The sequence below is a fragment of the Chryseobacterium sp. genome, from assembly GCF_045629545.1.
Lineage (GTDB): Bacteria > Bacteroidota > Bacteroidia > Flavobacteriales > Weeksellaceae > Chryseobacterium.
This window is the reverse complement of record NZ_JAZQRK010000009.1, coordinates 13,988-40,359: the sequence shown is the minus strand read 5'-3', so window position 1 is coordinate 40,359 and position 26,372 is coordinate 13,988. Positions and strand designations below refer to the sequence as shown.

General features: G+C 34.0%; 27 protein-coding genes and 1 tRNA gene. 5 read left to right on the top strand and 23 right to left on the bottom strand.

Translation table 11 applies throughout. The annotated features are described in order from the left end of the window. Positions 1-82: 82 nt before the first annotated feature. Together ACKI42_RS01740 and ACKI42_RS01735 are read right to left on the bottom strand one after the other, a co-directional pair. On the bottom strand, positions 83-1,312 hold the full coding sequence (locus ACKI42_RS01740; RefSeq protein WP_407401812.1) for an ABC transporter permease: 1,230 nt from the start codon (positions 1,310-1,312) through the stop codon (positions 83-85). Between the two features lie 68 nt (positions 1,313-1,380). After that, positions 1,381-2,070, bottom strand: a complete 690-nt coding sequence (locus ACKI42_RS01735) for an ABC transporter ATP-binding protein (RefSeq protein WP_407401810.1) — start codon at positions 2,068-2,070, stop codon at positions 1,381-1,383. A 434-nt stretch (positions 2,071-2,504) separates the two neighbouring features. On the opposite strand from ACKI42_RS01735, the gene ACKI42_RS01730 reads away from it, so the two are divergent. Beyond that, the gene (locus ACKI42_RS01730) at positions 2,505-3,479 is read left to right on the top strand and encodes a ribonucleotide-diphosphate reductase subunit beta (protein ID WP_407401808.1); all 975 of its coding nucleotides are present in this window, start codon (positions 2,505-2,507) and stop codon (positions 3,477-3,479) included. Positions 3,480-3,620: 141 nt separating this feature from the next. On the opposite strand, the gene ACKI42_RS01725 is transcribed toward ACKI42_RS01730, so the two are convergent. The 20 genes from ACKI42_RS01725 to ACKI42_RS01630 form a co-directional block, all read right to left on the bottom strand. Further along, positions 3,621-4,097, bottom strand: a complete 477-nt coding sequence (locus tag ACKI42_RS01725; RefSeq protein ID WP_407401806.1) for a DUF2798 domain-containing protein — start codon at positions 4,095-4,097, stop codon at positions 3,621-3,623. 185 nt (positions 4,098-4,282) lie between these two features. Next, positions 4,283-4,356, bottom strand: a tRNA-Asp gene (locus ACKI42_RS01720). A 129-nt stretch (positions 4,357-4,485) separates the two neighbouring features. Next, positions 4,486-4,803 carry a thioredoxin gene (trxA, locus tag ACKI42_RS01715; protein ID WP_407401804.1) on the bottom strand — a complete coding sequence of 106 codons (318 nt, stop codon included), beginning with the start codon at positions 4,801-4,803 and terminating at the stop codon, positions 4,486-4,488. Between the two features lie 64 nt (positions 4,804-4,867). Beyond that, complete coding sequence (locus ACKI42_RS01710) at positions 4,868-6,043, bottom strand: cysteine desulfurase family protein (protein WP_407401802.1); 1,176 nt, start codon at positions 6,041-6,043, stop codon at positions 4,868-4,870. A 2-nt stretch (positions 6,044-6,045) separates the two neighbouring features. Continuing rightward, a complete protein-coding gene (locus ACKI42_RS01705) occupies positions 6,046-6,513 on the bottom strand; it encodes a hypothetical protein (protein WP_407401800.1) in 468 nt (155 codons plus the stop codon). A gap of 25 nt (positions 6,514-6,538) precedes the next feature. Then, positions 6,539-7,126 carry an HAD family hydrolase gene (locus ACKI42_RS01700; protein WP_407401798.1) on the bottom strand — a complete coding sequence of 196 codons (588 nt, stop codon included), beginning with the start codon at positions 7,124-7,126 and terminating at the stop codon, positions 6,539-6,541. A gap of 5 nt (positions 7,127-7,131) precedes the next feature. After that, complete coding sequence (locus ACKI42_RS01695; RefSeq protein WP_407401796.1) at positions 7,132-7,857, bottom strand: SDR family NAD(P)-dependent oxidoreductase; 726 nt, start codon at positions 7,855-7,857, stop codon at positions 7,132-7,134. Positions 7,858-7,860: 3 nt separating this feature from the next. Further along, entirely contained in the window at positions 7,861-9,177 is a 1,317-nt protein-coding gene (locus ACKI42_RS01690) for an FAD-binding protein (RefSeq protein ID WP_407401794.1), read from the bottom strand. Further along, a complete protein-coding gene (locus ACKI42_RS01685; RefSeq protein ID WP_407401792.1) occupies positions 9,174-10,061 on the bottom strand; it encodes a decaprenyl-phosphate phosphoribosyltransferase in 888 nt (295 codons plus the stop codon). The genes ACKI42_RS01690 and ACKI42_RS01685 overlap by 4 nt, the downstream gene beginning before the upstream one ends. Positions 10,062-10,178: 117 nt before the next feature. Further along, positions 10,179-10,868 carry an OmpA family protein gene (locus ACKI42_RS01680; protein WP_407401790.1) on the bottom strand — a complete coding sequence of 230 codons (690 nt, stop codon included), beginning with the start codon at positions 10,866-10,868 and terminating at the stop codon, positions 10,179-10,181. Positions 10,869-10,902: 34 nt separating this feature from the next. Beyond that, positions 10,903-11,394 carry a lipocalin family protein gene (locus tag ACKI42_RS01675; RefSeq protein WP_407401788.1) on the bottom strand — a complete coding sequence of 164 codons (492 nt, stop codon included), beginning with the start codon at positions 11,392-11,394 and terminating at the stop codon, positions 10,903-10,905. Between the two features lie 122 nt (positions 11,395-11,516). Next, entirely contained in the window at positions 11,517-13,211 is a 1,695-nt protein-coding gene (locus ACKI42_RS01670; protein WP_407401786.1) for a S8 family serine peptidase, read from the bottom strand. A 10-nt stretch (positions 13,212-13,221) separates the two neighbouring features. After that, the gene (locus ACKI42_RS01665; RefSeq protein WP_407401784.1) at positions 13,222-13,830 is read right to left on the bottom strand and encodes a WbqC family protein; all 609 of its coding nucleotides are present in this window, start codon (positions 13,828-13,830) and stop codon (positions 13,222-13,224) included. Between the two features lie 68 nt (positions 13,831-13,898). Beyond that, positions 13,899-15,587, bottom strand: a complete 1,689-nt coding sequence (lepB, locus tag ACKI42_RS01660; protein ID WP_407401782.1) for a signal peptidase I — start codon at positions 15,585-15,587, stop codon at positions 13,899-13,901. Between the two features lie 81 nt (positions 15,588-15,668). After that, entirely contained in the window at positions 15,669-16,370 is a 702-nt protein-coding gene (gene dapB, locus ACKI42_RS01655) for a 4-hydroxy-tetrahydrodipicolinate reductase (RefSeq protein WP_407401780.1), read from the bottom strand. A gap of 57 nt (positions 16,371-16,427) precedes the next feature. Then, complete coding sequence (locus ACKI42_RS01650) at positions 16,428-17,063, bottom strand: DUF5683 domain-containing protein (protein ID WP_407401778.1); 636 nt, start codon at positions 17,061-17,063, stop codon at positions 16,428-16,430. After that, a complete protein-coding gene (locus tag ACKI42_RS01645; RefSeq protein WP_407401870.1) occupies positions 17,064-17,954 on the bottom strand; it encodes a ParB/RepB/Spo0J family partition protein in 891 nt (296 codons plus the stop codon). Between the two features lie 85 nt (positions 17,955-18,039). Continuing rightward, complete coding sequence (locus ACKI42_RS01640; protein ID WP_407401776.1) at positions 18,040-18,813, bottom strand: ParA family protein; 774 nt, start codon at positions 18,811-18,813, stop codon at positions 18,040-18,042. 163 nt (positions 18,814-18,976) lie between these two features. Next, complete coding sequence (locus ACKI42_RS01635) at positions 18,977-19,807, bottom strand: energy transducer TonB (protein ID WP_407401774.1); 831 nt, start codon at positions 19,805-19,807, stop codon at positions 18,977-18,979. A gap of 246 nt (positions 19,808-20,053) precedes the next feature. Continuing rightward, positions 20,054-21,340 (bottom strand): adenylosuccinate synthase, encoded by a 1,287-nt coding sequence (locus tag ACKI42_RS01630; protein ID WP_407401772.1) that lies wholly within the window; start codon positions 21,338-21,340, stop codon positions 20,054-20,056. A gap of 394 nt (positions 21,341-21,734) precedes the next feature. On the opposite strand from ACKI42_RS01630, the gene hpt reads away from it, so the two are divergent. The 4 genes from hpt to ACKI42_RS01610 all read left to right on the top strand — a co-directional run bounded on the left by hpt (position 21,735) and on the right by ACKI42_RS01610 (position 25,555). Next, on the top strand, positions 21,735-22,289 hold the full coding sequence (hpt, locus tag ACKI42_RS01625) for a hypoxanthine phosphoribosyltransferase (protein ID WP_407401770.1): 555 nt from the start codon (positions 21,735-21,737) through the stop codon (positions 22,287-22,289). A gap of 44 nt (positions 22,290-22,333) precedes the next feature. Continuing rightward, positions 22,334-22,912 (top strand): adenylate kinase, encoded by a 579-nt coding sequence (locus ACKI42_RS01620; protein ID WP_407401768.1) that lies wholly within the window; start codon positions 22,334-22,336, stop codon positions 22,910-22,912. Positions 22,913-23,001: 89 nt separating this feature from the next. Then, entirely contained in the window at positions 23,002-23,985 is a 984-nt protein-coding gene (obgE, locus tag ACKI42_RS01615; RefSeq protein WP_407401766.1) for a GTPase ObgE, read from the top strand. A 313-nt stretch (positions 23,986-24,298) separates the two neighbouring features. Beyond that, a complete protein-coding gene (locus ACKI42_RS01610) occupies positions 24,299-25,555 on the top strand; it encodes a DEAD/DEAH box helicase (RefSeq protein WP_407401764.1) in 1,257 nt (418 codons plus the stop codon). A gap of 37 nt (positions 25,556-25,592) precedes the next feature. Here the strand turns inward: ACKI42_RS01610 and ACKI42_RS01605 are convergent, their stop codons facing one another. Next, positions 25,593-26,366 carry a TatD family hydrolase gene (locus tag ACKI42_RS01605; RefSeq protein WP_407401762.1) on the bottom strand — a complete coding sequence of 258 codons (774 nt, stop codon included), beginning with the start codon at positions 26,364-26,366 and terminating at the stop codon, positions 25,593-25,595. Positions 26,367-26,372: the final 6 nt, after the last annotated feature.

The following is a 26,372-nucleotide window of genomic DNA, read 5'->3' as shown; positions in this document are numbered from 1 at the left end:
TAAATAAAATATTCACGTTTGGATTGACTTAAGGGTTGATTATAATAATATTTTTTTGATTTTTATTCGAAAAACACCTACATTATTCTGTTCTCAATGCTTCAATCGGTCGTATTTTTGATGCTCTATAAGCAGGTACAAATCCCGCAATGAGTCCAGAAAAAATCAATGCTACAAAAGCCATCAAAATAGTGCCCCATCCAACGTTTGGATTTTTTATGAAATATTCTTCCAAACTATCTCCAATAAGATTCAGTGCAAAAACTCCTAATCCCACTCCTACAAATCCAGATATAACAGTAATCACAACACTTTCCTGTACAATGAGTGCTACAATACTAGCCGGTTTAGCTCCAATGGCTTTTCTAACTCCAATTTCTTTGGTACGTTCTTTCACAATGTACACCATGATATTACTGATGCCGATAATACCCGCCAGCAAAGTACCGAGCCCAATAAAGGTAACAATCCCGGTGAGTACTGCAATAAACATGAAGGTGTCATTCATATTCTTGGCGTTATTTCTCACGCGTACGGCATTCTCATCATCAGGAGATACATTTTTTTTGGCTTTTAGTTTTTTTTGCAGATCCTCCCCATATTTTATTGCGTCTGCGGGTTTCATATTTTCGTCATACGCTATAAAAACCGTACTTATGGTGTCAGAACCTTTCTTCATCTGCTGAAGTGTGCTAATAGGAATGGTTATCACTCGTTCGTCCCAATCTCCACCATCATCAGAAAAAACACCAATGATCTTGAACATGGTCCCATTAATATCCAAGTCCTTACCTACAGGGCTACCATTTTTCACCAAGTCTCTTTGTACCATTCTTCCAATAACGGCCACGTTTTGTTTTCTATCTAGATCTCCTGGGGAAATATATCTCCCATCTAGCATTTTCCTGTTTTCTATAAATTGTTCTTCACTATTAGAACCGTTTATCTGATAATTGCCACTTTCTTTACCATACTTCACCAGCAAATTGGCTTGATATCTTGGTGCAGCCTGACCTACTTTTTCTTGGTCGGTATTGACCAAAAAATCATAGTCGTCATTATTCATCGTTACAGTTCTATCAGATTGTAAGCCATTGTAGGCAACTGTAGTTTTACCTGTAAAAATAGTAATTAAGTTTTGTGCATCTCTAGCAAACCCATCAGTAAATGCATTTTGAAGACCTTTACCAATCCCGAAGAGGACAATGAATATAAATAATCCCAATGCTACCGTAAAGCCAGATAAAACCGTACGCAATATATTACTGCGAATAGAACTGAATATTTCTTCCCAACGATCTAGATCAAACATAGGATAAAAACTTTAAAAAAATCAAAAATGAGTAAAAGACGATTCATAATTTAATAATAAATAAAAAATTACAAAACAATCTGTTTGATGTAAGAATCACTTTCTATCACACCATCTCTTAGCACCACATTACGCTTGGTCTGCGCTGCAACATCGTTTTCGTGAGTAACTACGATAATAGTTTTACCTTCCTTATTGATGTCTTGCAACAGTTTCATAATATCATGCGTAGTTTTGGAATCTAGCGCTCCTGTAGGTTCATCCGCTAAGATTACCTTAGGATCTGTTATTAGTGCTCTAGCAATAGCTACTCTTTGTTTTTGTCCACCAGAAAGCTCATTGGGCATATGATCTGCCCATTGTGCAAGACCCACTTTCTCTAGATATTCTAGCGCTTTTCTGTTTCTCTCTTTTCTTGGAACATTTTGATAATACAAAGGCAAAGCAACATTATCCAAAGCAGTTTTATATCCGATCAAATTAAATGATTGAAAAACAAATCCCAAAAATTTCGAACGATACTCTGCGGCTTTCACTTCATTCAGATGTTCTATTGGGATACCATCTAGTTCGTAGACCCCAGAATCTTTCTCATCCAAAATCCCTATAATATTCAGCAAGGTAGATTTCCCAGAGCCCGAACTTCCCATAATGGAAACAAATTCGCCCTCGGAGATGGTAAGATCAATCCCTTTAAGAACGTGAAGCTTACTCTTTCCTGTATCGTATGATTTATTTAAATTTTGAATAACTAACATGAAGTGATTGATGTTTTTATGATTAATAAGTAGAATAATATTTCAATTTGTTACAAGATATAAAAAATCTTAACAAAGTGCTCTGTTTAGTCACTAAGCAATTAAAATACAGCGTAATACATATTTATGTTTAATTAAAATTACTTATCAATACACAAATTTGCAAGATAAGTATCTATAAACCAATAGCAGAGCCACTTGTCTGTAAATGTGGAAAACTTTTGAGGTTAGAAGTCAAGCAATTACTGATTTACCCTTTCAATATCAGTCTTAGTTTTTTAACTTTGTGCTCTGCGCGTTACAGGAGATGGATGATTATAAGGTATTGGGAAACTATAACACCAAGCCCAATCTACAAGGTAGTTTTTTCCACTCATGAGAATAGTACACAATGATCAATTTTATAATTTTTTTTTAAGACATTACAATTTAATATGGGAATTTTTGATAAGAGAATAAGCTACAAACCGTTTGAATATCCAGAGATTATTCAGTTCGTAGAGGCTATCAACAAATCATTTTGGGTACACTCTGAGGTAGACTTTACGGCGGACGTTCAAGATTTTCAGTCTCAGCTAGAACCTCACGAAAAAAATGCGGTGAAGAACGCTCTTCTTGCTATTGCACAGATAGAAGTTTCTGTAAAAACGTTTTGGGGAAACTTATACAATCACATGCCAAAACCTGAGCTTAATGGTTTGGGATCTACCTTTGCAGAGTGCGAATTTCGTCATTCTGAAGCGTATTCTCGTTTGCTAGAAGTTTTAGGCTATAATGAAGAATTTTCTAGTGTAGTAGAAATTCCGGCTATAAAAAAGAGAATAGATTTTTTATCTAATGTTCTGAAACACGCCAATTCTACCACTCAGAAAGAATATGTTTCTTCTCTTCTACTTTTCAGTATTTTGATAGAGAACGTTTCTTTATTCTCCCAATTTGCTATTATTTTATCTTTTACAAGATTTAAAGGATACATGAAAAATGTATCTAATATTATTGCATGGACTTCTATTGATGAACAAATACACGCTAATGCAGGGATTTACCTTATCAATAAAATTCGTGAAGAGCAACCCGATTTGCTTACAGATTCTGACATTGAAGATATCTATACATTGGTAGACCAATCTATCGAATTGGAAGGTGAAATCATCGATTGGATTTTCGAAATGGGAGAATTTAGTTTCTTTACCAAAGAAGATCTTTTAAACTTTATGAAATACCGTGTAGACGATAGTTTGAAGAAAATAAACATGGATACTCGTTACAATATTACAGCAGAACAATATCGCCCAATGGTTTGGTTTGAGGAAGAGGTATTCGCTAACTCTATGGACGATTTCTTCGCAAAAAGACCTGTAGATTATACAAAACACGATAAGAGTATTACAGCAAACGATTTGTTTTAACCTCATTTATATTAAATTAATCAATACTAAAAATCTCAGCTTTCAATTTGGAAGCTGAGGTTTTTATTTTAAACGAAATTTTAAAATTTAAACCAAAAAAAAAGAGCTCCGAAGAAGTCTTTGTATATTGAGATTTATATTTTAATCGACAGAATGAACAATTGTTCCCACTGGAAATAGCTTTCTAAACACAAAACCAATGAAAGGTCCTGCCAACACTACTTGTAAAGGAAATGCCAATGCAAAATTCTTTGGTATCGCTTGAATCCACAACATAAAGAAATCACTCGTAAACCCATTAAAAATGGCTGTACCGAAGAAAGACATCAAGATCACCATCCCAGAAACAAATAGAAATGCAGTGATAAGGATTTTTTTCATCAAGGGATCATTCTCTTTTAGTACTTTATAAGAAATCCCCATCGCAATATTGGCCACGATAAACCACTCGCAAAGGAAAGCGACACAGAACATTAGTGGAAAAGCGAGCCAAGCATTTTTTAAACTTTCTACAGAGAAGCCCTCTGCAATTACCACATAATAAGTAGTCATTATAATCGCCATAAAAGTGACCATCAAAAAGGTATACACTAATTTTTCCTTTTTATTAATCGGCATTTTATTCATTAATCTAATTTTTTTTATTGTTTTTATTTGAATTAAATTTCCATCCAAAACTCAAACGAGCTCAAACTCATTTTTTTTTGAAGTACAATGGGGGAAAACATTGGTAAGAAGTAGTTTCATAAAGCTGTATGCTATAAAACAGAAAAACTCCACCTTATAAAAAAGTGAAGTTTTTGCGATCCGGACGGGACTCGAACCCGCGACCTCCGCCGTGACAGGGCGGCATTCTAACCAGCTGAACTACCGGATCTTTTACAATAACTCAGAAAGCTCTTCGTTTATTGTGGTGCAAAATTACACTTTTATTTCTTAATAGCAAGTATTTCTATAAAAAAAGTGCTCTCTGTTACAGAAAGCACTCATTATCAGGGTGATTATTTTATAAGTGCGCGCTTAATTTCTCAGCGATTACTTCTTTAGGAGAAACTCCTACTAATTTATCTACTACTTCACCATTCTTAAAAATAAGAACTGTAGGGATGTTTCTAATACCATATTTCATAGAAACTTCTTGATTATTATCTACATCTACTTTTCCTACAACAGCTTTCCCTTCAAAATCTGTCGCTACATCTTCGATGATTGGTCCTAATGTTCTACAAGGGCCACACCATACTGCCCAAAAATCTACTAAAACTGGTTTATCCGAATTCAAAACCATTTCTTGAAAAGAGCTATCTGTTATTTCTAATGCCATATTATTATTTTTAAATTATTACAATTATATTCTAAAGCAAAATTACAAAATTTATGTAATATGCCTATCTATGTTCTACATTACTATTTTCTATCATTGCACTATGGGAAATCTCTATCAAAGCTTTCACGAAAGCATCAATCTCCGCCTTGGTTGTTAGGTGACTGAAAGACACTCTCAGAGGCGTACAATTTTCCATTTCTTCCTCAGATAATAGCATCATCATTACCATAGAGGGCTTGGATGCTCCTGAAGAACATGCGCTCCCTTGAGAGATGGCAATACCTTTCATATCTAGCTGCAAACCAATTAATGGGTTTTTGAATGGCAACAAAATACTTACAACAGTGTACAAACTATTTTCTATCTCCGCACTTCTACCATTGAATTTTACCCCAGGAATTGCTGCCGAAACTTGATCAATAGTATATTGCTTGATATCTTGCATATAGGAAGTATATTCATCCATATGAGTTATAGCAAGCTCCAATGCTTTTCCAAGACCTGCAATACCACTCACGTTTTCGGTACCCGCTCTCAAACTTCTTTCTTGCGGGCCTCCGGTGATAATTCCTTTCAACCCAGAAGATTTTCTTATGAAGGCAAAACCGACTCCTTTTGGACCGTGAAATTTGTGAGCACTGCATGATGCGAAATCCAGAGTAATCTCTGAAAAATCTAATGGCATATGAGACATTGTTTGCACTGTATCCGAATGGAAAAGAGCATTATACTGCTTGCATAGTTCTGCCATTTTTTTTAGATCTACTAGATTACCAATTTCGTTATTGGCATGCATCAAACTTACCAATGTTTTTTTATCAGAAGATTTCAATAATTCTTCCAATTTAGACAATTCAATATCTCCTTTTTCATTCGGGCGAATATAGTTTACCTCCACACCTTTTCTATTCTTCATCTCTAGAATACTCTCAGAAACACATTTGTGTTCTAAGGGCGAGCTGATAATGCGTTCTAATCCAAGATGTTCTACAGAAGATTTTATGATCATATTATTAGATTCTGTACCACAAGAAGTAAAGATAATCTCTGCTGGTGTTACATGTAGATAATCTGCAATCTGCCTTCTTACATTTTCTATGATAATTTTTGCATCCTGTCCAAAACTATGTGTAGAAGAAGGATTCCCAAAAGTAATTTTCATGGTATCTACCATTGCATCTATAACTTCTGCAGAAAGTGGCGTTGTAGCAGCGTTATCTAAATATATTTTATCCATTTTTATTTTGAATATTGTAATTCTACAGTGTTAAATTTTAAATTTGAGGGTACAGCAATAATGCTCCAAGGGTTTGATGTCATTTGAATTTCCATTCCACCAGATTGATATTCAGGAACTTCAATAAACAAAGTATTTTCTTTTACGTAAATATTTTTTATCTCACTAATTCTATGATCACCAGAATTGAAATTTCCCAAATTGTATAAAATTACTTTTTTATCTATAGGAAACGCTGGATATTTTTCCACAGCTTCTTCGCCTTCAGCCTTTAGTTCAGAATCATTTTTTTCAAAAATTTTAGCATATTCCTGCACATTATTAATGATCTTAAATTCTACTTTTCCCGTTCCACCTTGCGATTCTGAAACCAAAATTTCTCCTTTTTGTTGCCCATTTGTAGTCTTTTGAGATACAGAATTTGTACAACTCAAAATAATGGCAAAACATAAAACTAATAGTTTATTCATAATAATAATTTAAGATGATTCAAAATTAGTGAAAAAATTGATAATGTCCCTCATTCGCCCAATTCAACATTACTCTATCACCTGAAGTATCTCCAAAAGCTATCGTTTTATCAAATTTATAATTTTTAATTTCTTTTTTTATGCGCAGTAATTTTTCTTCTCCGTTACAGTTTTTACCCACGAAATTACCAGTAAAAATTCCATTATCAAATTCGGCTTCCGTGGCAATAAGTTCCATCTTAAGCGCATCTGCAAAGGGTTTTGTCCAAATATCCAAAGAGGCAGTTACTATGAAACTTTGGGTATTTTCGCGATCCATATTTTTGATGAAATCTAATGCATTCTCACGAACCACTTTCGGATAATATTCTTCAAAAAATAATTGAGATTTGGTTTCGATTTTAGATTGTAATTGTCCTTTCAAGATTGATCCAATGAAACTTTTTTTTACTTTTTCTGCGTCTGCTAATTTCAGTTTAAGCAAAATAAACAAAGGAATATGCCTGGCGAACTGAATTCTAAATTTAGATGGATTATAGAATTTCAAATACAAAAACATGGTGTCTTTGTAGGTAAGTGTGCCATCAAAATCAAAACAATACAACTTTTTCATTCTATTCACAATTTCAATTTTTTAAAGATAAATTCCGGTATATTTCTAATGATCATCATAATAATTCCCCAAATAGGAAGTACATAGACCACATTTTTCTTCTTTGTATAAGCTTTATAGATGCAAGCTGCAGCTTGTTTTGGCGTTGCCGTAAGTTTCGGATTTAGAGGTAAACCTTCAGTCATTCTTGTCGCCATAAAACCTGGTTTAACGGTCATGACGTGAACTTTCTTAGGAAACAAATAATTTCTAAGCCCACTAAGATACGCTGTAAAAGCGGCTTTAGAACTTCCATAGATAAAATTACTTTGTCTTCCTCTATCGCCTGCAACAGAAGAAAGTGCAATGATAGTTCCTGATCTTCTATTTTCAAATTTATGCGCGAAATAATTGATCACAGGTACCAATTTGGCAAAATTGATATCGATGATTCTTTCGGTATTTTTATTATCATACAAACCTTCTTCTGTGCCATCGCCAAGATAACCTGTAGCACAAAATAAAAGTGGAGATTTGATTTGATCAAAATCAAAATAATTAATTTCGTTCGTAAGATCTAGCTCTATAATTTCAGATTGTTGCAAATATTTCACATCAATATGCTGTGCAAACCTCTTTGTAGTCTCTTTATTTGAAGTAAAAAGATATATTTTCTCAAATTTTTCACCTTCTTGTAATGCTTTTTCTACAAAAGCTTGAGCTACTTCAGAAGTACTTCCTAAAACTATCATTTTCTACTTATTATTTTTGATTCTTTTGTGCTGTAAAGACACAAATTTCGAGCTATTCACATTTTTCAAATAATTGGTAAGCGAAGATTTACTCATACTATCTTTGGTAAGGTAAATTCTACCTCCGAATTCTTCCACTATTTGATCTAATTGGTCTACTAATTTTTTTAATTTTTTATTGACTTTAAAATCCAGAGCCAAGGTATATCCTTCAGTCGGGAAAGAGTTGTAAGCTTCTGGATTATTTTTACCAAAAAGTTTAAGAACCGCCAAGAAAGATCCATTACCGCTATTGGCAATAGTGTCCAAAATTTTGCGCATTCCTTCCTTACCTTTTTCTTTTGGGATGACCATTTGGTATTGAATAAAACCAGATTTTCCGTAGATTTTATTCCAATCGCTGATGGCATCCAATGGGTAGAAAAACGTTTCGTAATCTATTAAAGAATTTACCTCCTTTTTAGACTGCTTTTTATAATATAAATAATTAAAAATCTTTACTGTAAGATTATTCAATGCAAAATTCGGAAAATAAAAAGGAACTGTGGGCTGAAATTTCTTCTTTAATGTAAGCGGATCTTTAGCTTTTTCACCAAACAATTCATGTCTAAAAGCGTGCTCGCCACGCATTAAAATGCTTCTCCCAATATCTTTTCCTTTTTGTAGACAATCTATCCAAGCTACTGTATAAGTCCAACTCTCGCTTTCATCGAATAGTTGAAAAATCTCATCCAAACTATCCGCTTTTATACTTTCTTGTCTAATATAAGATGTTTCTATATTTTTAAGTTTAAATTTAGCTGAAAGGATAATTCCTGTAAGTCCCATTCCACCAATGGTAGCCCAAAATTTATCAGAATTATCATTTCGAGAACACAAGATTACATCTCCGTTCTCAACCATTAATTTAAATTCTAAAATATATTCCGAAAAACATCCTTCCGCATGGTGGTTTTTACCATGTACATCAGATGCGATAGCGCCTCCTACAGAAACATATTTGGTTCCTGGCGTTACATAAAGAAAATATCCTTGTGGTACAGATACCTCCAAAACCTCAGATAACAACATACCAGATTCGCACTCTATTATGCCATTAAGGCGATCAAAACTTATAAATTTGTCTAATTTTTTGGTAGAAAATATACTGTCGCCCAAAGATGCATCTCCATAGCAACGTCCGTTACCTCTAGCAATAACCTCATTATGATTGATTACGAAATCTTTAATACTTTTTAAAGTATCTTCAGATCGCATTTCTTTTTCTACGATAGGGTAATTTCCCCAATTCGTAACCTTTTGGATAAAATTTGGTTTCATTTTTTAAAGTAGATTAAAATTAGGAATGCAGCAACCCAAAGCACAAGGATTACTTGTATATATCGATCTCTATAGACAATTTTTGTAGGTGATTCTGTTCTGTTGTAAACTAATGTTTGCTGTAGATATCTTAAAAATGCAAAAACTACGAAAACCACTGTAAAGAAAACTCCTTTGTGCAGTTTTGCTTGTATTTCTGGTGACAAGGTAAACATAATATAACAAACAATAGCCAATGTTACAGAGATGGATAGTGCGATATCAGCAAATTGTACATTATATCCATCTAAAGCTTTTCTAGTTTTACCAGAAACTTGAGCATTTATAAGCTCTCCACGTCTTTTTCCTATTGCTAATACTAAAGCCAAAACAAAGGTAAGCAAGGTTGCCCACTGCGAAATATAGATACCTGTGATGTATCCACCAGCTTGTACACGAAGTACAAATCCTGTAGCAATAATGAAAATATCAATAATGGGAACGTGCTTTAGCTTAAAGGTGTACGCTATATTCATCAAGAAATAAAAGCCAATAATCGCTGCAAATTTCCAAAGATCTTGATTAAAAATATATTGAGCGACAAATATTAAAGCAATATCAATTGCTAATAAAGCAGACAGTATAATAAGCGCATTGGGCTTTGAAATGGCTCCACTAGCCAGTGGACGTTTACGTTTTTCTGGGTGTTTTCTATCGGCTTCAATATCATTATAATCGTTCAAGATATACACTACACTTGCTATAAGGGAAAATATAACAAAAGCAAATATACTTTTGGAAAGAAGGTTGGTATCAGTAAATAACCCTGAGAAAAATAGAGGAACGAAAACAAAGAGGTTTTTTACCCATTGCTCAACCCTTAGGAGTTTAAAATATTTCTTCATTTATGATGTTTCGAGCGTAAAAATATGAACTTTTTTCAGTAAAAAAAAATGTGTTTTGCAAAATAAAAAAAACCGCCGAAGCGGTCTATATTATATCTTTATATGAATTGAAAATAACTATTGTCCTTGTTGAGCGTCGTTGATCATTTTTTCGTTTGCGGTAATTGCAAACTCTACTCTTCTATTCTTAGCTCTACCTTCGTCAGTATCATTAGTAGCTACTGGCATAGATTCTCCTTCACCCTTAGCAAACATTCTGCTAGAAGTAATTCCTTTAGAAATTAAATATGATCTTACAGAATTTGCTCTTCTTTCGGATAAAGATTGATTGTAATCATCTGAACCTTTGCTATCCGTATGACCATAGATGTTGATGTTCGTATCTGGGTTATTCACCAACACTTCTACCAATTTATCAAGATTAGTTTTAGCCAAACTTGTAAGATCAGAAGAATCAAATGCAAATGTAACAATACTCTCGTTCATTGTAATTTTGATACCATCCCCTACTCTTTCTACCTCGGCTCCTGGTAAAGTTTCTTTGATCTCCTTAGCTTGCTTATCCATTTTATTACCGATAACATTTCCTGCAACACCTCCGATCACACCTCCTAATACAGCTCCTAATGCAGAATTTTTACCTTTACCTACATTATTACCAAGAATTCCTCCTAATACAGCTCCCGATGCGACTCCTACTGCAGTACCTCTTTGCTGGTGATTAGAATTTTGAACTGCCTCACAACTTGTCAATAACAAAGCTGAAGATAAGAAAAGTGCTGCTATATATGTTTTGTTGAATTTCATAATTTCTATTTTTATGCTAATATTTGATAATTTTTTATTTCATACCTGATCTTTCAAAGTTGTATACAACTCTGATCGTAGTTCCATCGAATGGAACATTTTGCTCTAACGAAAATTGATCTGTACTTTGATTAATTACACTAAGCGTATATCCTACTGTATTTTGTTTTGCTTTTGTACCATCCATTACTTTTTTAAATAAGAAAGTGTTTCCATCTTTTACTTCAAATTTTATAGGTTGAGTAACTGATGGGCAATTTCCTCCTCCGGTAATGGTATATGCTCCGGTAAAGTTATTAGGAATCATTCTCCAATGACTCCCTACAAAGCACTGTGCATCTGCACCCTCGTCAAAAGGTTTTATTTTATATTGCTTATCATAATCTATGCTTACAATTTCCCAATCACCTTTCAATTTTAAAAATTCAGATTTTTGAGTTTGAGCAGTCTTTGCTTTGTCCACTGCAGAACAAGATACAGCGAAAATTGAAGTTCCTAAGATTCCAGCAAGTAGTAGCTTTTTCATAAAATATTATTTTTATTGTATTATACACAAAACCGTGCCAAAATTAAAAGTTTTAAAACAAAAAAAGCCCGCACTTGCGGACTTTAATTTTGATAACATACCATAAACAGTTGGTTTTCAAACTATTTTACATCATTTTTAGGAGTTGATTTTTTTTTCGCTTTCACTGCTTTTTTCACAGTTATCTTACTTTCTTTATAGAAATTGTTGTAAGCATATTCCGCAGCTTTTGCTACATCTATCACACCTCCAGCTTGAGACTGTGTATTGAAACTATTATTATCATTCGTATTACTTGTTTTCACAAAAGATTCTATAATCTCATTTGGCTTCAAACTTGGCATATAAGCTAATAATACCGCAGCTGCACCTGCAACTACCGGCGATGCCATAGACGTACCTTGTTGGTAGCTATAGTCATTTTTAGGAACTGTAGAATAGATTTTTTCTCCTGGTGCGAAAACATTTACCATTTTACCATTATAGTTTGAGAAACTTGCTCTTAGATCATTACTACGATTCGTGCTTGCTCCTACTACCATAACATTGTTTACAAATGGAGTTTCATCAGTAACGTTTTTGAAGTTGGTAGGATAAGCCAAATGCTCGGCCACATCTTCATTTTCGTTTCCTGCAGCTTTTACCAAAAGTACCCCTTTATCTTGTGCGTATTTGAAAGCATCCCAAACCACATTTTTACCGGGAGAAACAGGCTTACCGAAACTCATATTCAGTACTTTTGCCCCATTGTCTACAGCATACCTTATAGCATTAGCAACATCTTTATCTCTCTCGTCACCATTAGGCACCGTTCTTACTGCCATTATTTTTGCCACTTTTGAAGCAACACCATACTGTACTTCTTTACCTTGTGGCAATCCTGCGATTATACCCGAAACGTGAGTTCCATGCTCAGCATCTGGACCCTCATAATGGTTATTACCATATATTTTCTCAGCATAGTCGTCATAGTTATCGCCTACAATATCTTTTCTAGGATCAAACTTCAAATCGTACTGCTGAGCGGCTGGACCATAATGATCTATCGCCTCTTTCATATCTTTTTTAACTGCTGTTTCAAATTCTGCTGCGGTCTTACCTTGATAATCTGGATTATTGGATATCTGACGTAATATTTGTAATGCCATGGCTGATTTTTGATCTGTTGGCTCCTTTATTTCAGACAATGTTTTTGGTGATACTGGTTTCCCATTAAGCAACATTACCATATTAGGAATAAGTTCAGAAATCATTGTATACAATTTCAAATTTTGAGAAGCATCACCACTCTTTTTATTATAAAGTTCTTTAGATTTCATGTACATAGCAAATTCTTCCGGCATTTTTGCCTGATTTGCTTTATTAGTTGTAGAATTTTCTCCCTCGAAAATAGGTTTATACTTAGCAACAACTCTAGTTACTTCCATATTATCTACACTGATATCTGCATTTTTGCCACCAATGAAGTTCCATCCATGTACATCATCGATATAACCATTATTATCATCATCTTTACCATTATTTGGGATTTCATTAGGATTTTTCCACATGTTTTTCACCAAGCCTGGATGATCTACTTGTACACCACTATCCAAAACACCTACAACTATAGTTTTTGGCTTTAATCCTTTAGATTCTAAATATTTATAAGCATTTGCCGTATTCACTCCGTACACTTTAGAAGTAGTATAATCGTTGTGGTACCACGTCTTTAAATCTTGATCATTCTTCGGGTCTATTTTCGGTGTTGCTGCTTCTTGAGCGGAAGCAAAATTAAAGCCTGCTAAAAAAACAGCTGCTAATAATACTTTTTTCATAAGATTAGAATTATTTAATATTTTTAATATAGGTAGTAGATTCTGGTCCTTTGTTACAAATAAGATCAAGAATCGACAAATCTTTCAAAAATCCAAATTTATCTTCAAAGATTTGATAATATTGTTCCATTTCAAATTCTGAAGGTTTTTTTGGAGAAAAATTCTCTCTATAGTTTATTTCTTTTGGAAACTTGATGTATTCGTCATTCAAAGAGTATGCCTTTTCTGTTTTAAGGATTTTTTGAACGATATCTATACTTTTTAAATTAAAATCTAAAAGATATTTTTCCTTAGTATCATACAACCCTTTCAACTTATCTTCATAATATTCAAAATAAGGAGAACTTTGGTACATATTTTTGATAGACTTCCAATGGATATCCATCCAATCTTCTCGATACGAGATCTCTGTACTTTTAAATTCTCTATTTCCGTTGTGAATAATTGGGATGATCAGCGATAATTTTCCATTCGCTCCATAAATATTGGTTCTATTACGATAGGTTTGCTTTGGGAAACTTTCAAATTGCTCGAATAAAATTTCGTTTTCAGAGTCCAAAAAAATAGAAAACCATGAAATAGGTGGTAAGTAAAATGCGGGTAATAGTACGTTTTTCATATACTTTATATTAAAAATGAAGTACTTTTTCAAATACTTCATTTAGTTTTATGTTGATTAATTAATAATTATTCGTCTTCTTTTTTCTTTTTGTTTACTAGCTTCATGATAGATTCCCATCCAAAGAAAAGCCCCAAAATAATAGCTGCTATCCACCAGTAAGAAGTTTTGTTGGCTTCACCAGTGTTAGTTGCTTTAAACATTCTTTCCCAACGTACTTTCCAAGGTGCTTGGTAAGAAGATCCAGAATCTGCAAACGCTCCTTGAATACTCATCCAAGTGAACATTGGTTTTCCAACGATATTTTCTTCAGGTACAAAACCAAAGAATCTTGCATCGAGAGAAGCATCTCTGTTATCTCCAACCATCATATAATAATCTTGCTGAATAGTATACTGATTGGTTTCTTGCCCATTGATGAAGATTTTACCATTTTTATTTTCTAAAGTATTATACTCATAATTCTTAATGATCCACTGGTACTCTGGTAAAGTTTCAGCATTAATGGTTACTACATCACCTTTCTTAGGAATTTTTAGTGGTCCATATTGATCTTGATTCCATTTTTTATTGATGGGGAAAATCGTATTTGTAGTATCAATCTTACTGGAGAATAGTACATTACCTAGTTCATCACCCAAAATTCTACCCTGATTGTCTTTTTTAGGAAAATAAGCAATGTCAGATACTCCAGCTTCGATGATGTCTTCTTTTGCTTCAATTACTTGAGGTAATTTTTTAATATCTGCTGCTACTTTATCTGTAAGCCCTTGGAATGCATATAAATATTTCCCTCCATCGAGTTCCTTTTCTTGCACAGGCAAGAATCCATATACATTATACAAAGAAGGAATGTCCAATTGGCTTCCTGTAGTCACCAAATATCTGTGCTGAACTTCCTGATCTCCCAATACAGTTTCTGGTTTTCCATTGACAAATAATCTTCCGTTTCTCATTTCGAAAGTATCACCTGCAACAGCAACCAATCTTTTCACATAAGGATCTGCTCTATCCAAAGATGTATGCACAGAATCTCTAGGATAATTGAAAACTACAATATCATTTCTTTGAGGTTTACTGAATTGGAAAATCCTTTGATATGGAAGTTTAACAGCATCCACATAAGATTTCATATCGTCTTTAGGATTTCCTTTCTCACCAGTATCCAAAGTTGTACCTTGTAAGAAAGGGATTGCTACAGGACGCATTGGCATTCTGTAACCGTAGCTCCATTTATTTACGAATAAGAAATCTCCTACCAACAATGTTCTTTCCATAGATCCTGTCGGGATCCCAAAAGGTTGGGTAAAGAACACGTGAATAATGGTTGCAAAAACTACTGCAAAAGTGATAGATCCCATGAAGGTATCTTTCTTTTTCTCTATTTTTTCTTCGTCAGTAAGATACAAATCGTTTTCATCTTCTACCTCTGCATCTTTAGAATAATTGACAGTTGCCATGTAGATAAATGGCAAGAAAACCGTTAGTAATTGATGCTGAACCAAACCTTTCCCGAATTTTTTCATTAAATAAATGTGAAAGACAGACATCATAATAGGTCCAACTATCGGTAAGTAAGATAAAAGTGCCCACCATTTCGGGTGTTTTGTCTCCTTTAGAATAATAAAATAATTGTAAAATGGGACAAACGCAAAAAGCGGATTATACCCTAGTTTTTTGAACAGCTTCCAAGTAGAAAGTCCCATCAACACAGAGATGATGAGAACATAAACTGTATACGTTAAAAAATAATTCATAATTTATTTTGTGCCTAATCTATTCGTTTTTTCTTAGCAACTTTACAATTAGTTTATTATTTTGGAGATTTGTTACAAGAACTATAGTCCCAAAACATCTTTCATCGTAAAATTGCCTTTTTTATCTTTTATCCATTCTGCAGCAACCACGGCGCCTAGGGCAAAACCATTTCTGTTGTAAGCAGTGTGTTTTATCTCTATCTCGTCTACCTCGCTTCTGTAATAGACACTGTGAGTTCCTGGAACCTCGTTTTCTCTAATTGCAGTTATTCCTAATTCTGCACCTTGAGTTTCATCTAATTTCCAAGTACTAAATGTAGGATTATTATTTATAATACCTTCAGCCAAAGAAATTGCTGTACCACTAGGCGCATCTAGCTTATGAATATGATGAATCTCTTCCAATTGGCAAGAATATTCATTTACATCCTTCATTAGAGTGGCTAATTTTTCGTTTAAAGCAAAAAATAAATTAACGCCCAAACTAAAGTTAGAACCATATAAAAATGCAGTATCGTTAGATATTGCCAAATTTTCTATTTCAGATTTTTTATCCAACCATCCTGTAGTTCCACAGATCACTGGGATTTTATTTTCCAAACACGCTTTTATGTTTTCATAAGCCACTTCTGGCAAAGAAAACTCTATCACTACGTCTGGGTTATTCAAGTTTTCAGCAGTTGGGGTTTCTTTTAGTCGGGCAACAACATCATGACCTCTTTTGGATGCTATTTCGTCTATTATCTTCCCCATTTTCCCGTATCCCACTAATGCTAATCTCATCTTTTTTCTATTTGAATTGTAATTACCAACAAAGGCAATTATTTTATTTGTTTAAATTTAAAATCTATAACTAAGGCTTAGGCCTGTTTTTGGAGGTTGGTTCCCCATTTCTTCATAAATCACTGCTGGGTTAAATGTTAAATCAGGATCTTTTCGTCCTTCATAAAGATGGGCATCTACCACTGCATCTACAATATTCAGAATGTAGATAAGACCTGTAATGGCAATGGCATAATCTCTTTGCCTTTTACTCCTATCTTGTGCATTTCCTAAAGCTACTTTATCTAAATAAGGTTTTGAATCCACAAATTCATTCGGTATTCCGTTGAGTTTTGCGATATAATATTCTCTATTTTTTTTATATTGATTTTGATTCCAGATGGCAATTCCCACTCCCGTACCTACTGCTCCCCATACAATGGGTACTTTCCAGTATTTCTTATTGTAAACTTGTCCTAATCCTGGTAATACTGCTGAGTATAAACCCGCTTTTGTAGGATTCAGCTTTGTTGGTTTTAGCTTGATGGGAGCATTTACTTTTTCTATCGTTTCCTCAACAGTAGTCAATGGCTTATTTTTAAGCGATAAGCTATCCAAAACTTGAGTTTTCGACAACAAACTATCGGTTGTAACTACCTGAGAATAGGAAGTTACAAATAAGGTGACGAAAAAGGTAAAAAGTATTTTTTTCATTTATTTGATGTGAGACAAGATATACTCTAGTTCGTCTTCATTTTTAAAATCCAAAACAATTTTTCCTTTCTTTCCGTTGCCTGTAGTTTTGATCTCTACTTTTGTTTCCAAAATATCAGAAATTGTTTTTTGGTATCGCTTGTAATGATTAGAAAGTTCTGCTTTAGCTTTTTTCTCGGTAGGAGCTTTTGGTGCCTTCAGAGAAAGTGATGCTTGCTCTGTTTGGCGAACATTCAGTTTTTCTTTAATAATTAAATCAAATAAAACTTTCTGCAGTTCTTCATTTTCCAAACTTATGATTGCTCTACCATGTCCTGCAGTAATTTCTCCACTACGGATTGCATTTTGCACATCCGGACTAAGTCTTAGTAATCTTATAGAATTGGTAATGGTACTTCTGTCTTTACCTACTCTTTGACTAAGATTTTCTTGGGTCATCCCTATTTCATCCAATAACCTTTGGTAGGTAAGTGCAACTTCTATCGCGTCTAGATCTTCTCTTTGGATATTTTCTACCAAAGCCATTTCTAGCAATTCTTGGTCGTTTACCAATCTAATGTAAGCTGGAATTGTAGCAAGACCCGCAATTTTACTTGCTCTAAAACGTCTTTCACCGGAGATTATTTCAAACTTATCACCATCTTTCCTTAGTGTAATGGGTTGTATAATTCCTAGATTTTCTATCGATTTAGCAAGCTCGTTGAGAGATTTTTCGTCAAAATAAGTTCGTGGCTGTGTGGCATTTGGAATAATATCCTCCAATGCAACTTCTACAATATTCCCTACAAAAGTATCAGCACCTTCATCTGTTGCAGAATTTACCGAAGCTTTAGATTCAGCGCTTAATATAGCACCCAAGCCTCGTCCCATTACTCTTTTTTTGTCTTTCATATAGTGTGGTTGTTGGTTGTCGGTCAAATGTTTATCTAATTCCATTTTATCAATAGTTTTAGTGATTAACCTAAAATCATTATCCTTAGTTTTTAACTAAATTTTCATTTCTTAATAAAACTTCTTCTGCCAACTGGATGTATTGTATGGCTCCTTTGCTCTCTGCATCGTAGTTGAGGATACTTTCTCCAAAACTTGGTGCTTCACTAAGGCGTACATTTCTACTGATGATAGTATCAAAAACCATTTCGGGGAAGTGAGAGTTCACCTCTTCTACCACTTGGTTTGATAATCTTAATCTGCTATCATACATGGTAAGCAGTAACCCTTCTATATCCAAATCCTTATTGTGGATTTTTTGTACATTTTTTATCGTATTTAGCAATTTTCCTAAACCTTCTAATGCGAAATATTCACATTGAATCGGGATAATTACAGAATCAGCAGCTGTAAGCGCGTTCACAGTGATAAGACCTAAACTTGGTGCACAGTCTATAATGATATAATCGTAGTCATCTTTTACCGTCTCTAGTGCCTTTTTTAGCATATACTCACGGTTTTCCTTGTCTACTAGTTCTATCTCTGAAGCCACTAAGTCTATATGGGAAGGAATAATATCCAAATTGGGAGTTGTAGTCTGTTTGATACATTTACTTGTATCTACACTATGTTCCAGCAAATTGTAGGTAGAATATCGTACATCTTCAACACCTAATCCTGAGGTGGCATTAGCCTGCGGATCGGCATCTATCAATAAGATTTTTTTTTCTAATACTCCTAATGCTGCAGCTAAGTTAACGGCGGTAGTAGTTTTTCCTACTCCCCCTTTTTGATTAGCGATACCTATGATTTTTGCCATTACTTGAACTTTAAGTTTCAAAAATACACATTTTTCTGTTCTTCCAATATAAGAACAAAACACGATGTACGTTAAAACACTGTTAATAAACATTTTAACCCTAAAAAAAATTATCCACAAAAAACAATTTTTTGTGGATAAGTACTAAGATAGTGAAAAAATCTTAATTATTGAAATTCATAGAGATAGGAAACTTAAAATAACTTCTTACAAATTCTCCGTCTTTATTTTTCCCTGGAACCCATTTTCCTCGGATAGATTTTATGGTTCTAATTGCCTCATCATTAAAATTAGCATCCTTACCATCAGCTTTGATACCCGAAATAGAACCATCTCTTTCTACAATAAACGTAACCATAGTTTTCATGGTTCCTTCTTCAAACCCTGAGTTGTCAAAATTGCTTGCCACTTTATTTCTAAATGCATCGATCCCTCCCTCATATTTTGCTTCCACGCTTAATGCATTCTCAATTTTTGTAAAATCTGTTTTTATAATTATTGGTTGAGTAACAATTTGTGGTGAACCATTATTTATTTGGGGTGTAGTCGGAACATAGGTATTCGTTTTTGCAGGCACCGCGGTAAAATCATCTGTAGTTCCCGCAATAGCATCTTTTGGTATAATCTTTTTTGCAGGTTCTACAGCATCTCTTGTAGGCTCTGGCACTGTACGATCATATTGTTTTACGGATTGTGCTGGTGCTACAGGTTGAGTGGGTTGTACAGCAGGTGGTTGATACACTCGCTCATCTACATCTTTCATTGGAGGTAGCGTATGGGGCGCCATATCTGTAATTGTTACTGAATTTCTAAATGAAGAGATGACAATAGGTGTAATGGATGCGGCTGCTAAAATCCCCAAACCTATAAATAGAGCCTTGGTAAGCATACGATCGGCATCATTTCTAAGAGCATAAGCGCCATATTCTTTGTTTCGATGCTCGAATACAATTTCGTTTAAGCTAAATTCTTGATTGTGAAGAAAGTTTTTCATTGTTTACAAAATTAAAGGGTTAAATATGACTACCATTATTAGTTTTACACTTAAATACAATTAACTATTAAAATGTAATCAAAAATTTTGCCAAATTTTTAATAAACAATGATGTGTTTTATGAATTCTTTATTAAATATATAATTTTAACTATGTGTAAAATAACAAATTTTCATGTAAAAGATTATTGATACAAAAAAATCCCGCCGAAGCAGGATTTTAAGATATGATAATTCTATTTGTTGACTAGAATAATTCTTTTCTGATAATGTTTTGGCTTCTTTCTGGTCCAACTGATACCAAGTAAACATTGATGCCTAAATAATTTTCTATAAACTCTATATATTTTTGTGCATTATCAGGCAATTCGTCATAGCTTCTTACCGTAGTAATATCTTCTCCCCAACCTGGTAAATCTTTATAGATAGGTTCGTAATTGTATAATTTTTCAGTAGAAGAAGTGAAATAATCGATGATTTTTCCATCTTCAGTCTTATAATGAGTAACGATTTTTAGATTTTCGATACCAGTAAGTACATCAAGTTTTGTAATTACCAAATTATTAATTCCGTTAATCATACAAGCGTGTTTTAGAGAAACTAGATCTAACCATCCTGTTCTTCTAGGTCTACCTGTAGTAGCACCGAATTCTCCACCAATTTGTCTGATGCTTTCTCCCAATTCATTGTCTAGTTCAGAAGGGAAAGGTCCGTTTCCAACTCTAGTACAATAGGCTTTGGCCACACCAATAAGGTTTTTCAATGATGTTGGAGGTACACCAGCGCCTGTACAAACTCCACCTGTAGAAGGCGAAGAAGAAGTAACGTATGGATAGGTACCGAAGTCGATATCTAGCATTAAAGCTTGTGCTCCTTCGAATAATACATTTTTACCGTCTCTTATGGCTTCGTTTAGTTCTAGTTCTGTATCTACAATTCTATCTTTCAATAATTGTCCGAATTCTAAGAATTCGTTATAGATTGCCTCAACATCCAAAACTGGTTTTCCATAATATTTTTCAAAAAGAGAATTTTTAACTTTCAAGTTTTTCTCTATTTTATCTCTAAGGATTTCAGGATTTAGTAGATCTACCATTCGGATTCCTACTCTAGCAATCTTATCCTCATAACATGGGCCAATTCCCTTTTTGGTAGTACCAATCTGCGTACCACCTTGCTCTTCTTCACGGTAAGTATCCAATAGGATATGGTATGGCATGATAACGTGAGCTCTTCTGCTGATAAAGATATGATCTGTTCTCAAACCTTTACTTTCAATCTGCCCAATCTCCTTCATGAAGGCTCTTGGGTTTACCACTACTCCATTAGCAATGATACATTTTCCTTTGCACTGCAAAACTCCTGATGGTAGAAGGTGCAAAACAAATTTTTCTTCACCTACATATACAGTATGACCTGCATTGTCTCCGCCCTGAAAGCGAACTACATAATCTGACTTTGCAGATAATACATCGGTGATTTTTCCTTTTCCTTCATCTCCATATTGAAGACCTACAACTACGTAAGTTGACATATTTTACTTTTATTTTTAGATTCGCACAAAATTACTCTGAAAAAATAGGCTGAGCAAATAATGATGCTATTTTATTTGAATGGATTCACTAATTTTTAGTCATTACAGCATAAATATATATTTTGCTAATAGCTCCATTATTATCGATAATTAAAACTAGAAACATTATTAATATAACTCCACCATCGTTCTTACATGCGATACTGAACGGCAATTAAAATTATACAAAATATAATTTTAGATCAACTTTAGACAATTAAAAATAAATTTAGAACCCATAAAAGGCATTTAATTGCAGAAATTTTAATTTTTAAGTATATAAATTGATATAAAGCGCAAAAAGATTTTAATCAAAAATCTAAATTACGTAACTTTGCAAACTACTAAAAATTTTATGGAAAGCATTAAAGTTCACGACAAAACTTTTGTTCCTTATTTAAAGGACGAAGAAATTCAGGAAATTGTAAAAGCTACGGCTCTTAAAATATATGAAGACTATAAGGATGAGGTTCCTGTTTTCATAGGCGTGCTAAACGGAGTGATCATGTTTTTCTCTGATCTTCTGAAACATTACCCAGGACCATGCGAGATTGCATTTATACAAATGAGTTCTTATGCAGGTACAGAATCTACAGGGATTGTATACCAAAAGATGGAACTTACGAAAGACATCAAAGATCGTCACATCATTTTGGTAGAAGACATTGTAGACACAGGAAATACGGTAGAAAGTTTGTTTAAGTACTTCCAAGAAACCCAAAGACCTAAATCTGTAAAATTGGCTTCTTTCCTATTGAAACCTGAAATTTATAAGAAAGATTTTAAGCTTGATTATATCGGAAAAGAGATTCCAAACAAGTTTGTATTAGGATACGGGCTAGACTATGACGAATTGGGAAGAAACCTTTCGGATCTTTATCAATTAGAAGATGGGCAAATCAACCATTAATCTTAGGAAGTAAATTTTAATAATATTATTTAATTAAAGTAAAAATGATAAACATTGTTCTTTTTGGCCCTCCAGGAAGTGGGAAAGGTACTCAAGCTCAAAATTTGATTGAGAAATTTAATCTAAAGCAAATTTCTACTGGTGATCTTTTCAGATACAACATGAAAAATGATACTGAGCTTGGAAAATTGGCAAAATCTTACATTGACAAAGGAGAATTAGTTCCGGATCAAGTAACGATAGATATGCTAATTGACGAGTTGAGAAAACCCACCAATGCAGCAGGATTTATTTTTGATGGCTACCCAAGAACAGCGGTACAAACTGAAGCGTTAGAGAAAATTGTAAAAGACGAGCTGAATGATAACATTGATGTGTGCCTTTCTCTTATCGTAGAAGACCAAACTCTTGTAGAACGTCTGCTAAAAAGAGGCGAAACAAGCGGGAGAACAGATGATAGTAACGAGACTATTATCCAAAACAGAATAAAAGAATATTATACCAAAACTGCAGAAGTTGCAGAATTATATAAACAACAAGGCAAATACGTTGAAATAAACGGTGTGGGAGAAATCAACCAGATCTCTGAAAAACTATTTGCTGAGGTAGAAAAAATAAAATAGTTGGCGGTTATGAGTAATGGGTTATTAGCTTCTCCAATTCATAACTCATAATTCATAACTCATAACTTATAACTCATAACATTTATTGAATGTCAAATTTTGTAGATTACGTAAAAATTCATTGTAAAAGTGGTCATGGTGGCGCAGGTTCTGCGCATCTTCGCCGAGAAAAATATATACCCAAAGGTGGACCCGATGGTGGTGATGGAGGGCGAGGCGGCCATGTTATCATGAAAGGTAATGCAAATGAATGGACGTTGCTACCTTTGCGTTACACGCGTCACATCAAAGCGGAGCGTGGACAAAACGGAGCTAAAAATCAGTTAACAGGTGCATACGGAGAAGACGTATACATTGAGGTGCCTATTGGTACTATTGCTAAGAATGAAGATGGCGAGATCATGGGTGAAATCATGGAAGATGGCCAAGAGATTATCCTTATGGAAGGTGGTAAAGGTGGAATGGGTAACGAGCATTTCAAATCTTCTACTAACCAAACACCTAGATATGCACAACCAGGTATGGATGGGCAAGAAGGATTTGTAGTATTCGAGCTAAAAATATTAGCAGACGTAGGTTTGGTAGGTTTCCCAAATGCTGGAAAATCTACATTATTGGGAGCAGTATCTGCTGCAAAACCAAAAATTGCCAACTACGCATTTACAACCCTTACTCCCAACCTTGGCATTGTGGATTATAGAAATTACAAATCATTTGTAATGGCTGATATCCCAGGTATCATAGAAGGTGCAGCGGAAGGTAAAGGTCTAGGACACCGTTTCCTGAGACATATTGAAAGAAACTCTATCTTATTATTTTTAATCCCCGCAGATTCAGAAAATCATTTCCAAGAATTTAAAATATTAGAAAACGAATTGAAGGAGTACAATCCAGAATTGTTGGATAAAGATTTTATTATCTCGGTATCCAAATGTGATTTATTGGATGAAGAATTGAGAACTGAAATTGCTGCAGAGTTCCCTGAAAACAAGAAACCATTATTCTTTTCAGGCGTTACGGGTGAAGGTTTAGTAGAATTGAAAGATGCTATCTGGAAACAACTTCATGGATAATTATTTTCTTGAAAATTTAAAATAAAAAAAGGGAGAAACGGAACTGTTTCTCCTTTTTCATGCTCCATAATTTATGCACTTTCCTCAGTAGAAATATTCTTTAAAACTAAAAATGATGTATAATAATTGAGTCTAATTAGAGTAAGATGATTGATGTTAGCAAAATTAGTCTATATTTGCACCATATTTCGCGGCATTCTCAGCCATTATAGTAATTTATTTACTTAAAATTCTGTTAATTTTTTTTAGCAGATTTGCTAAAAATGATGAAGTATACTGCTTCACCCGCACTATTTTAATACACAATACTATTTTGTTATTTACAGATTTAAACATTATTAAGCCCATTTTAGATGCGCTTCAAAAGGAAGGTTATGAAAAACCAACACCTATCCAAGAAAAAGCAATACCATCTATCTTACAACATAGAGATCTTTTGGGAACTGCACAAACCGGAACAGGAAAAACTGCAGCATTTGCAATCCCTATTTTACAAAATCTTGCCGAAAGAAAAGGACCAAAGAATAATCATATAAAAGCGTTAATCCTTACTCCAACAAGAGAATTAGCGATCCAAATTGAAGAAAGCTTCAATGCTTACGGTGGTAATTTACCATTAAGAAAATTGGTAGTTTTCGGAGGAGTAAAACAAGGAAACCAAGAAAAAGCATTAAGAAGAGGTGTAGATATTTTGGTAGCTACTCCTGGTAGATTGTTAGACTTTATCGCACAAGGAATTATTAGCCTAAAACATCTTGAAATTTTTGTTCTAGATGAAGCAGATAGAATGCTAGATATGGGATTTGTACATGATGTAAAAAGAATTATCAAACTTTTACCTCAGAGAAGACAAACTTTATTTTTCTCGGCTACAATGCCTACAGAAATCTCAAAATTAGCAGATTCTATCCTTAATAATCCTGTAAAAGTAGAGGTTGCAGCTATATCCTCTACCGCAGAAACCATAAAGCAATCTGTATATTACGTAGATAAAGATAACAAGCTAGATTTGCTAACGCACGTACTTCAAAATACCATCAAAGATTCTGTTTTGGTATTTTCTAGAACCAAGCATGGAGCAGATAAAATTGCAAGAAAGCTACAATCTCACAATATTTCTGCAGAAGCTATCCATGGTAACAAGTCTCAGAATGCAAGACAAAACGCATTAACCAATTTCAAATCTGGTAAAACGCGTATTTTAGTTGCTACGGATATTGCTGCAAGAGGAATTGATATTGATGAGTTGAAATATGTAGTTAACTTTGAATTATCAGACGTTCCAGAAACTTATGTTCACCGTATTGGTAGAACAGGACGTGCTGGTGCAGAAGGTAGCTCTATTTCTTTTGTAGATGGTTTAGATTTATTAAACTTAAAAGGTACAGAAAAATTAATTGGAATGAAAATTCCTATTGAGAAAGATCACCCTTACCACACCGATAATCTAGTTGCACAAAAAAGAGAAGTGAATAAGCCATTCTTGCAACAAAGAAAAAAACCTGCTCAGCCTAGAACTGACAGTACCAAGAAACCAAACAATAAGAATAATTTCGCTAGAAAGAAATAATCATAAAAAAGCCTTCCAAATATGGAAGGCTTTTGTTTTATAATGCAGAGGCAGCAAACATTCGGTTTGCATTTTCTGTAGTCATTCTATCAATTTCTGCAAAATCTAGTCCATAGATATCTACCAATTTCCCAACTACCAAATCTAGATAAGAACTTTCGTTTCTTTTTCCTCTAACTGGAACTGGCGCCAAATAAGGAGAATCTGTTTCTAATACGATTTTATCCAACGGAATTTCGCCTAAAAATTGATCAATCTTTCCGTTTTTAAAGGTAACTACTCCACCAATTCCCAAAATAAAATTAAGATCTATCGCACGTTGTGCTTGTTGTAGGTCTCCAGAAAAACAATGGAAAATTCCGCGTAATTTTGGATGTTTCTTTCTTTCTAAAACTTCAAAAGTTTCATCAAAGCTAGATCTAGTGTGGATAACAATTGGTAAGTCTTTTTCTATTGCCCAATCTATCTGTTGTTCGAAAGCTTTCACTTGGATATCCAAAGTAGTTTTGTCCCAATACAAATCGATCCCAATTTCTCCAATTGCCGGAAAACTTCTTTCGTCAAGGTATTTTTTAACCAAATTCAATTCATTTTCCCAAGATTCTGGTTTTACATAGCAAGGATGAAGTCCCATCATAGAGAAAATATACTCAGGATATTCAGATTCTAACTGAAGCATTTTTTCATGAGATTCGGAGTCTATCGCAGGCAAATAAAATGCGGTAATTCCTTTATCAATCCCTCTTTGTATTGCTTCTTTTCTGTCTTCATCAAATTCTTCAGAATACAAGTGAGTATGAGTATCTATCATTTTATT

Coding starts and splice junctions, on each gene's coding strand:
- ACKI42_RS01675 (WP_407401788.1), bottom strand. CDS start 11,394: ATGAAAAAGCTACTACTTGCTGGAATCTTAGGAACTTCAATTTTCGCT.
- hpt (WP_407401770.1), top strand. CDS start 21,735: ATGGAAAGCATTAAAGTTCACGACAAAACTTTTGTTCCTTATTTAAAG.
- ACKI42_RS01695 (WP_407401796.1), bottom strand. CDS start 7,857: ATGATAGTTTTAGGAAGTACTTCTGAAGTAGCTCAAGCTTTTGTAGAA.
- ACKI42_RS01620 (WP_407401768.1), top strand. CDS start 22,334: ATGATAAACATTGTTCTTTTTGGCCCTCCAGGAAGTGGGAAAGGTACT.
- ACKI42_RS01605 (WP_407401762.1), bottom strand. CDS start 26,366: ATGATAGATACTCATACTCACTTGTATTCTGAAGAATTTGATGAAGAC.
- ACKI42_RS01635 (WP_407401774.1), bottom strand. CDS start 19,807: ATGAAAAACTTTCTTCACAATCAAGAATTTAGCTTAAACGAAATTGTA.
- ACKI42_RS01680 (WP_407401790.1), bottom strand. CDS start 10,868: ATGAAATTCAACAAAACATATATAGCAGCACTTTTCTTATCTTCAGCT.
- ACKI42_RS01685 (WP_407401792.1), bottom strand. CDS start 10,061: ATGAAGAAATATTTTAAACTCCTAAGGGTTGAGCAATGGGTAAAAAAC.
- ACKI42_RS01705 (WP_407401800.1), bottom strand. CDS start 6,513: ATGAATAAACTATTAGTTTTATGTTTTGCCATTATTTTGAGTTGTACA.
- ACKI42_RS01740 (WP_407401812.1), bottom strand. CDS start 1,312: ATGTTTGATCTAGATCGTTGGGAAGAAATATTCAGTTCTATTCGCAGT.
- lepB (WP_407401782.1), bottom strand. CDS start 15,587: ATGAATTATTTTTTAACGTATACAGTTTATGTTCTCATCATCTCTGTG.
- obgE (WP_407401766.1), top strand. CDS start 23,002: ATGTCAAATTTTGTAGATTACGTAAAAATTCATTGTAAAAGTGGTCAT.
- ACKI42_RS01645 (WP_407401870.1), bottom strand. CDS start 17,954: ATGAAAGACAAAAAAAGAGTAATGGGACGAGGCTTGGGTGCTATATTA.
- ACKI42_RS01670 (WP_407401786.1), bottom strand. CDS start 13,211: ATGAAAAAAGTATTATTAGCAGCTGTTTTTTTAGCAGGCTTTAATTTT.
- ACKI42_RS01710 (WP_407401802.1), bottom strand. CDS start 6,043: ATGGATAAAATATATTTAGATAACGCTGCTACAACGCCACTTTCTGCA.
- ACKI42_RS01690 (WP_407401794.1), bottom strand. CDS start 9,177: ATGAAACCAAATTTTATCCAAAAGGTTACGAATTGGGGAAATTACCCT.
- dapB (WP_407401780.1), bottom strand. CDS start 16,370: ATGAGATTAGCATTAGTGGGATACGGGAAAATGGGGAAGATAATAGAC.
- ACKI42_RS01735 (WP_407401810.1), bottom strand. CDS start 2,070: ATGTTAGTTATTCAAAATTTAAATAAATCATACGATACAGGAAAGAGT.
- ACKI42_RS01630 (WP_407401772.1), bottom strand. CDS start 21,340: ATGTCAACTTACGTAGTTGTAGGTCTTCAATATGGAGATGAAGGAAAA.
- ACKI42_RS01730 (WP_407401808.1), top strand. CDS start 2,505: ATGGGAATTTTTGATAAGAGAATAAGCTACAAACCGTTTGAATATCCA.
- ACKI42_RS01650 (WP_407401778.1), bottom strand. CDS start 17,063: ATGAAAAAAATACTTTTTACCTTTTTCGTCACCTTATTTGTAACTTCC.
- ACKI42_RS01700 (WP_407401798.1), bottom strand. CDS start 7,126: ATGAAAAAGTTGTATTGTTTTGATTTTGATGGCACACTTACCTACAAA.
- ACKI42_RS01725 (WP_407401806.1), bottom strand. CDS start 4,097: ATGCCGATTAATAAAAAGGAAAAATTAGTGTATACCTTTTTGATGGTC.
- trxA (WP_407401804.1), bottom strand. CDS start 4,803: ATGGCATTAGAAATAACAGATAGCTCTTTTCAAGAAATGGTTTTGAAT.
- ACKI42_RS01640 (WP_407401776.1), bottom strand. CDS start 18,813: ATGGCAAAAATCATAGGTATCGCTAATCAAAAAGGGGGAGTAGGAAAA.
- ACKI42_RS01665 (WP_407401784.1), bottom strand. CDS start 13,830: ATGAAAAACGTACTATTACCCGCATTTTACTTACCACCTATTTCATGG.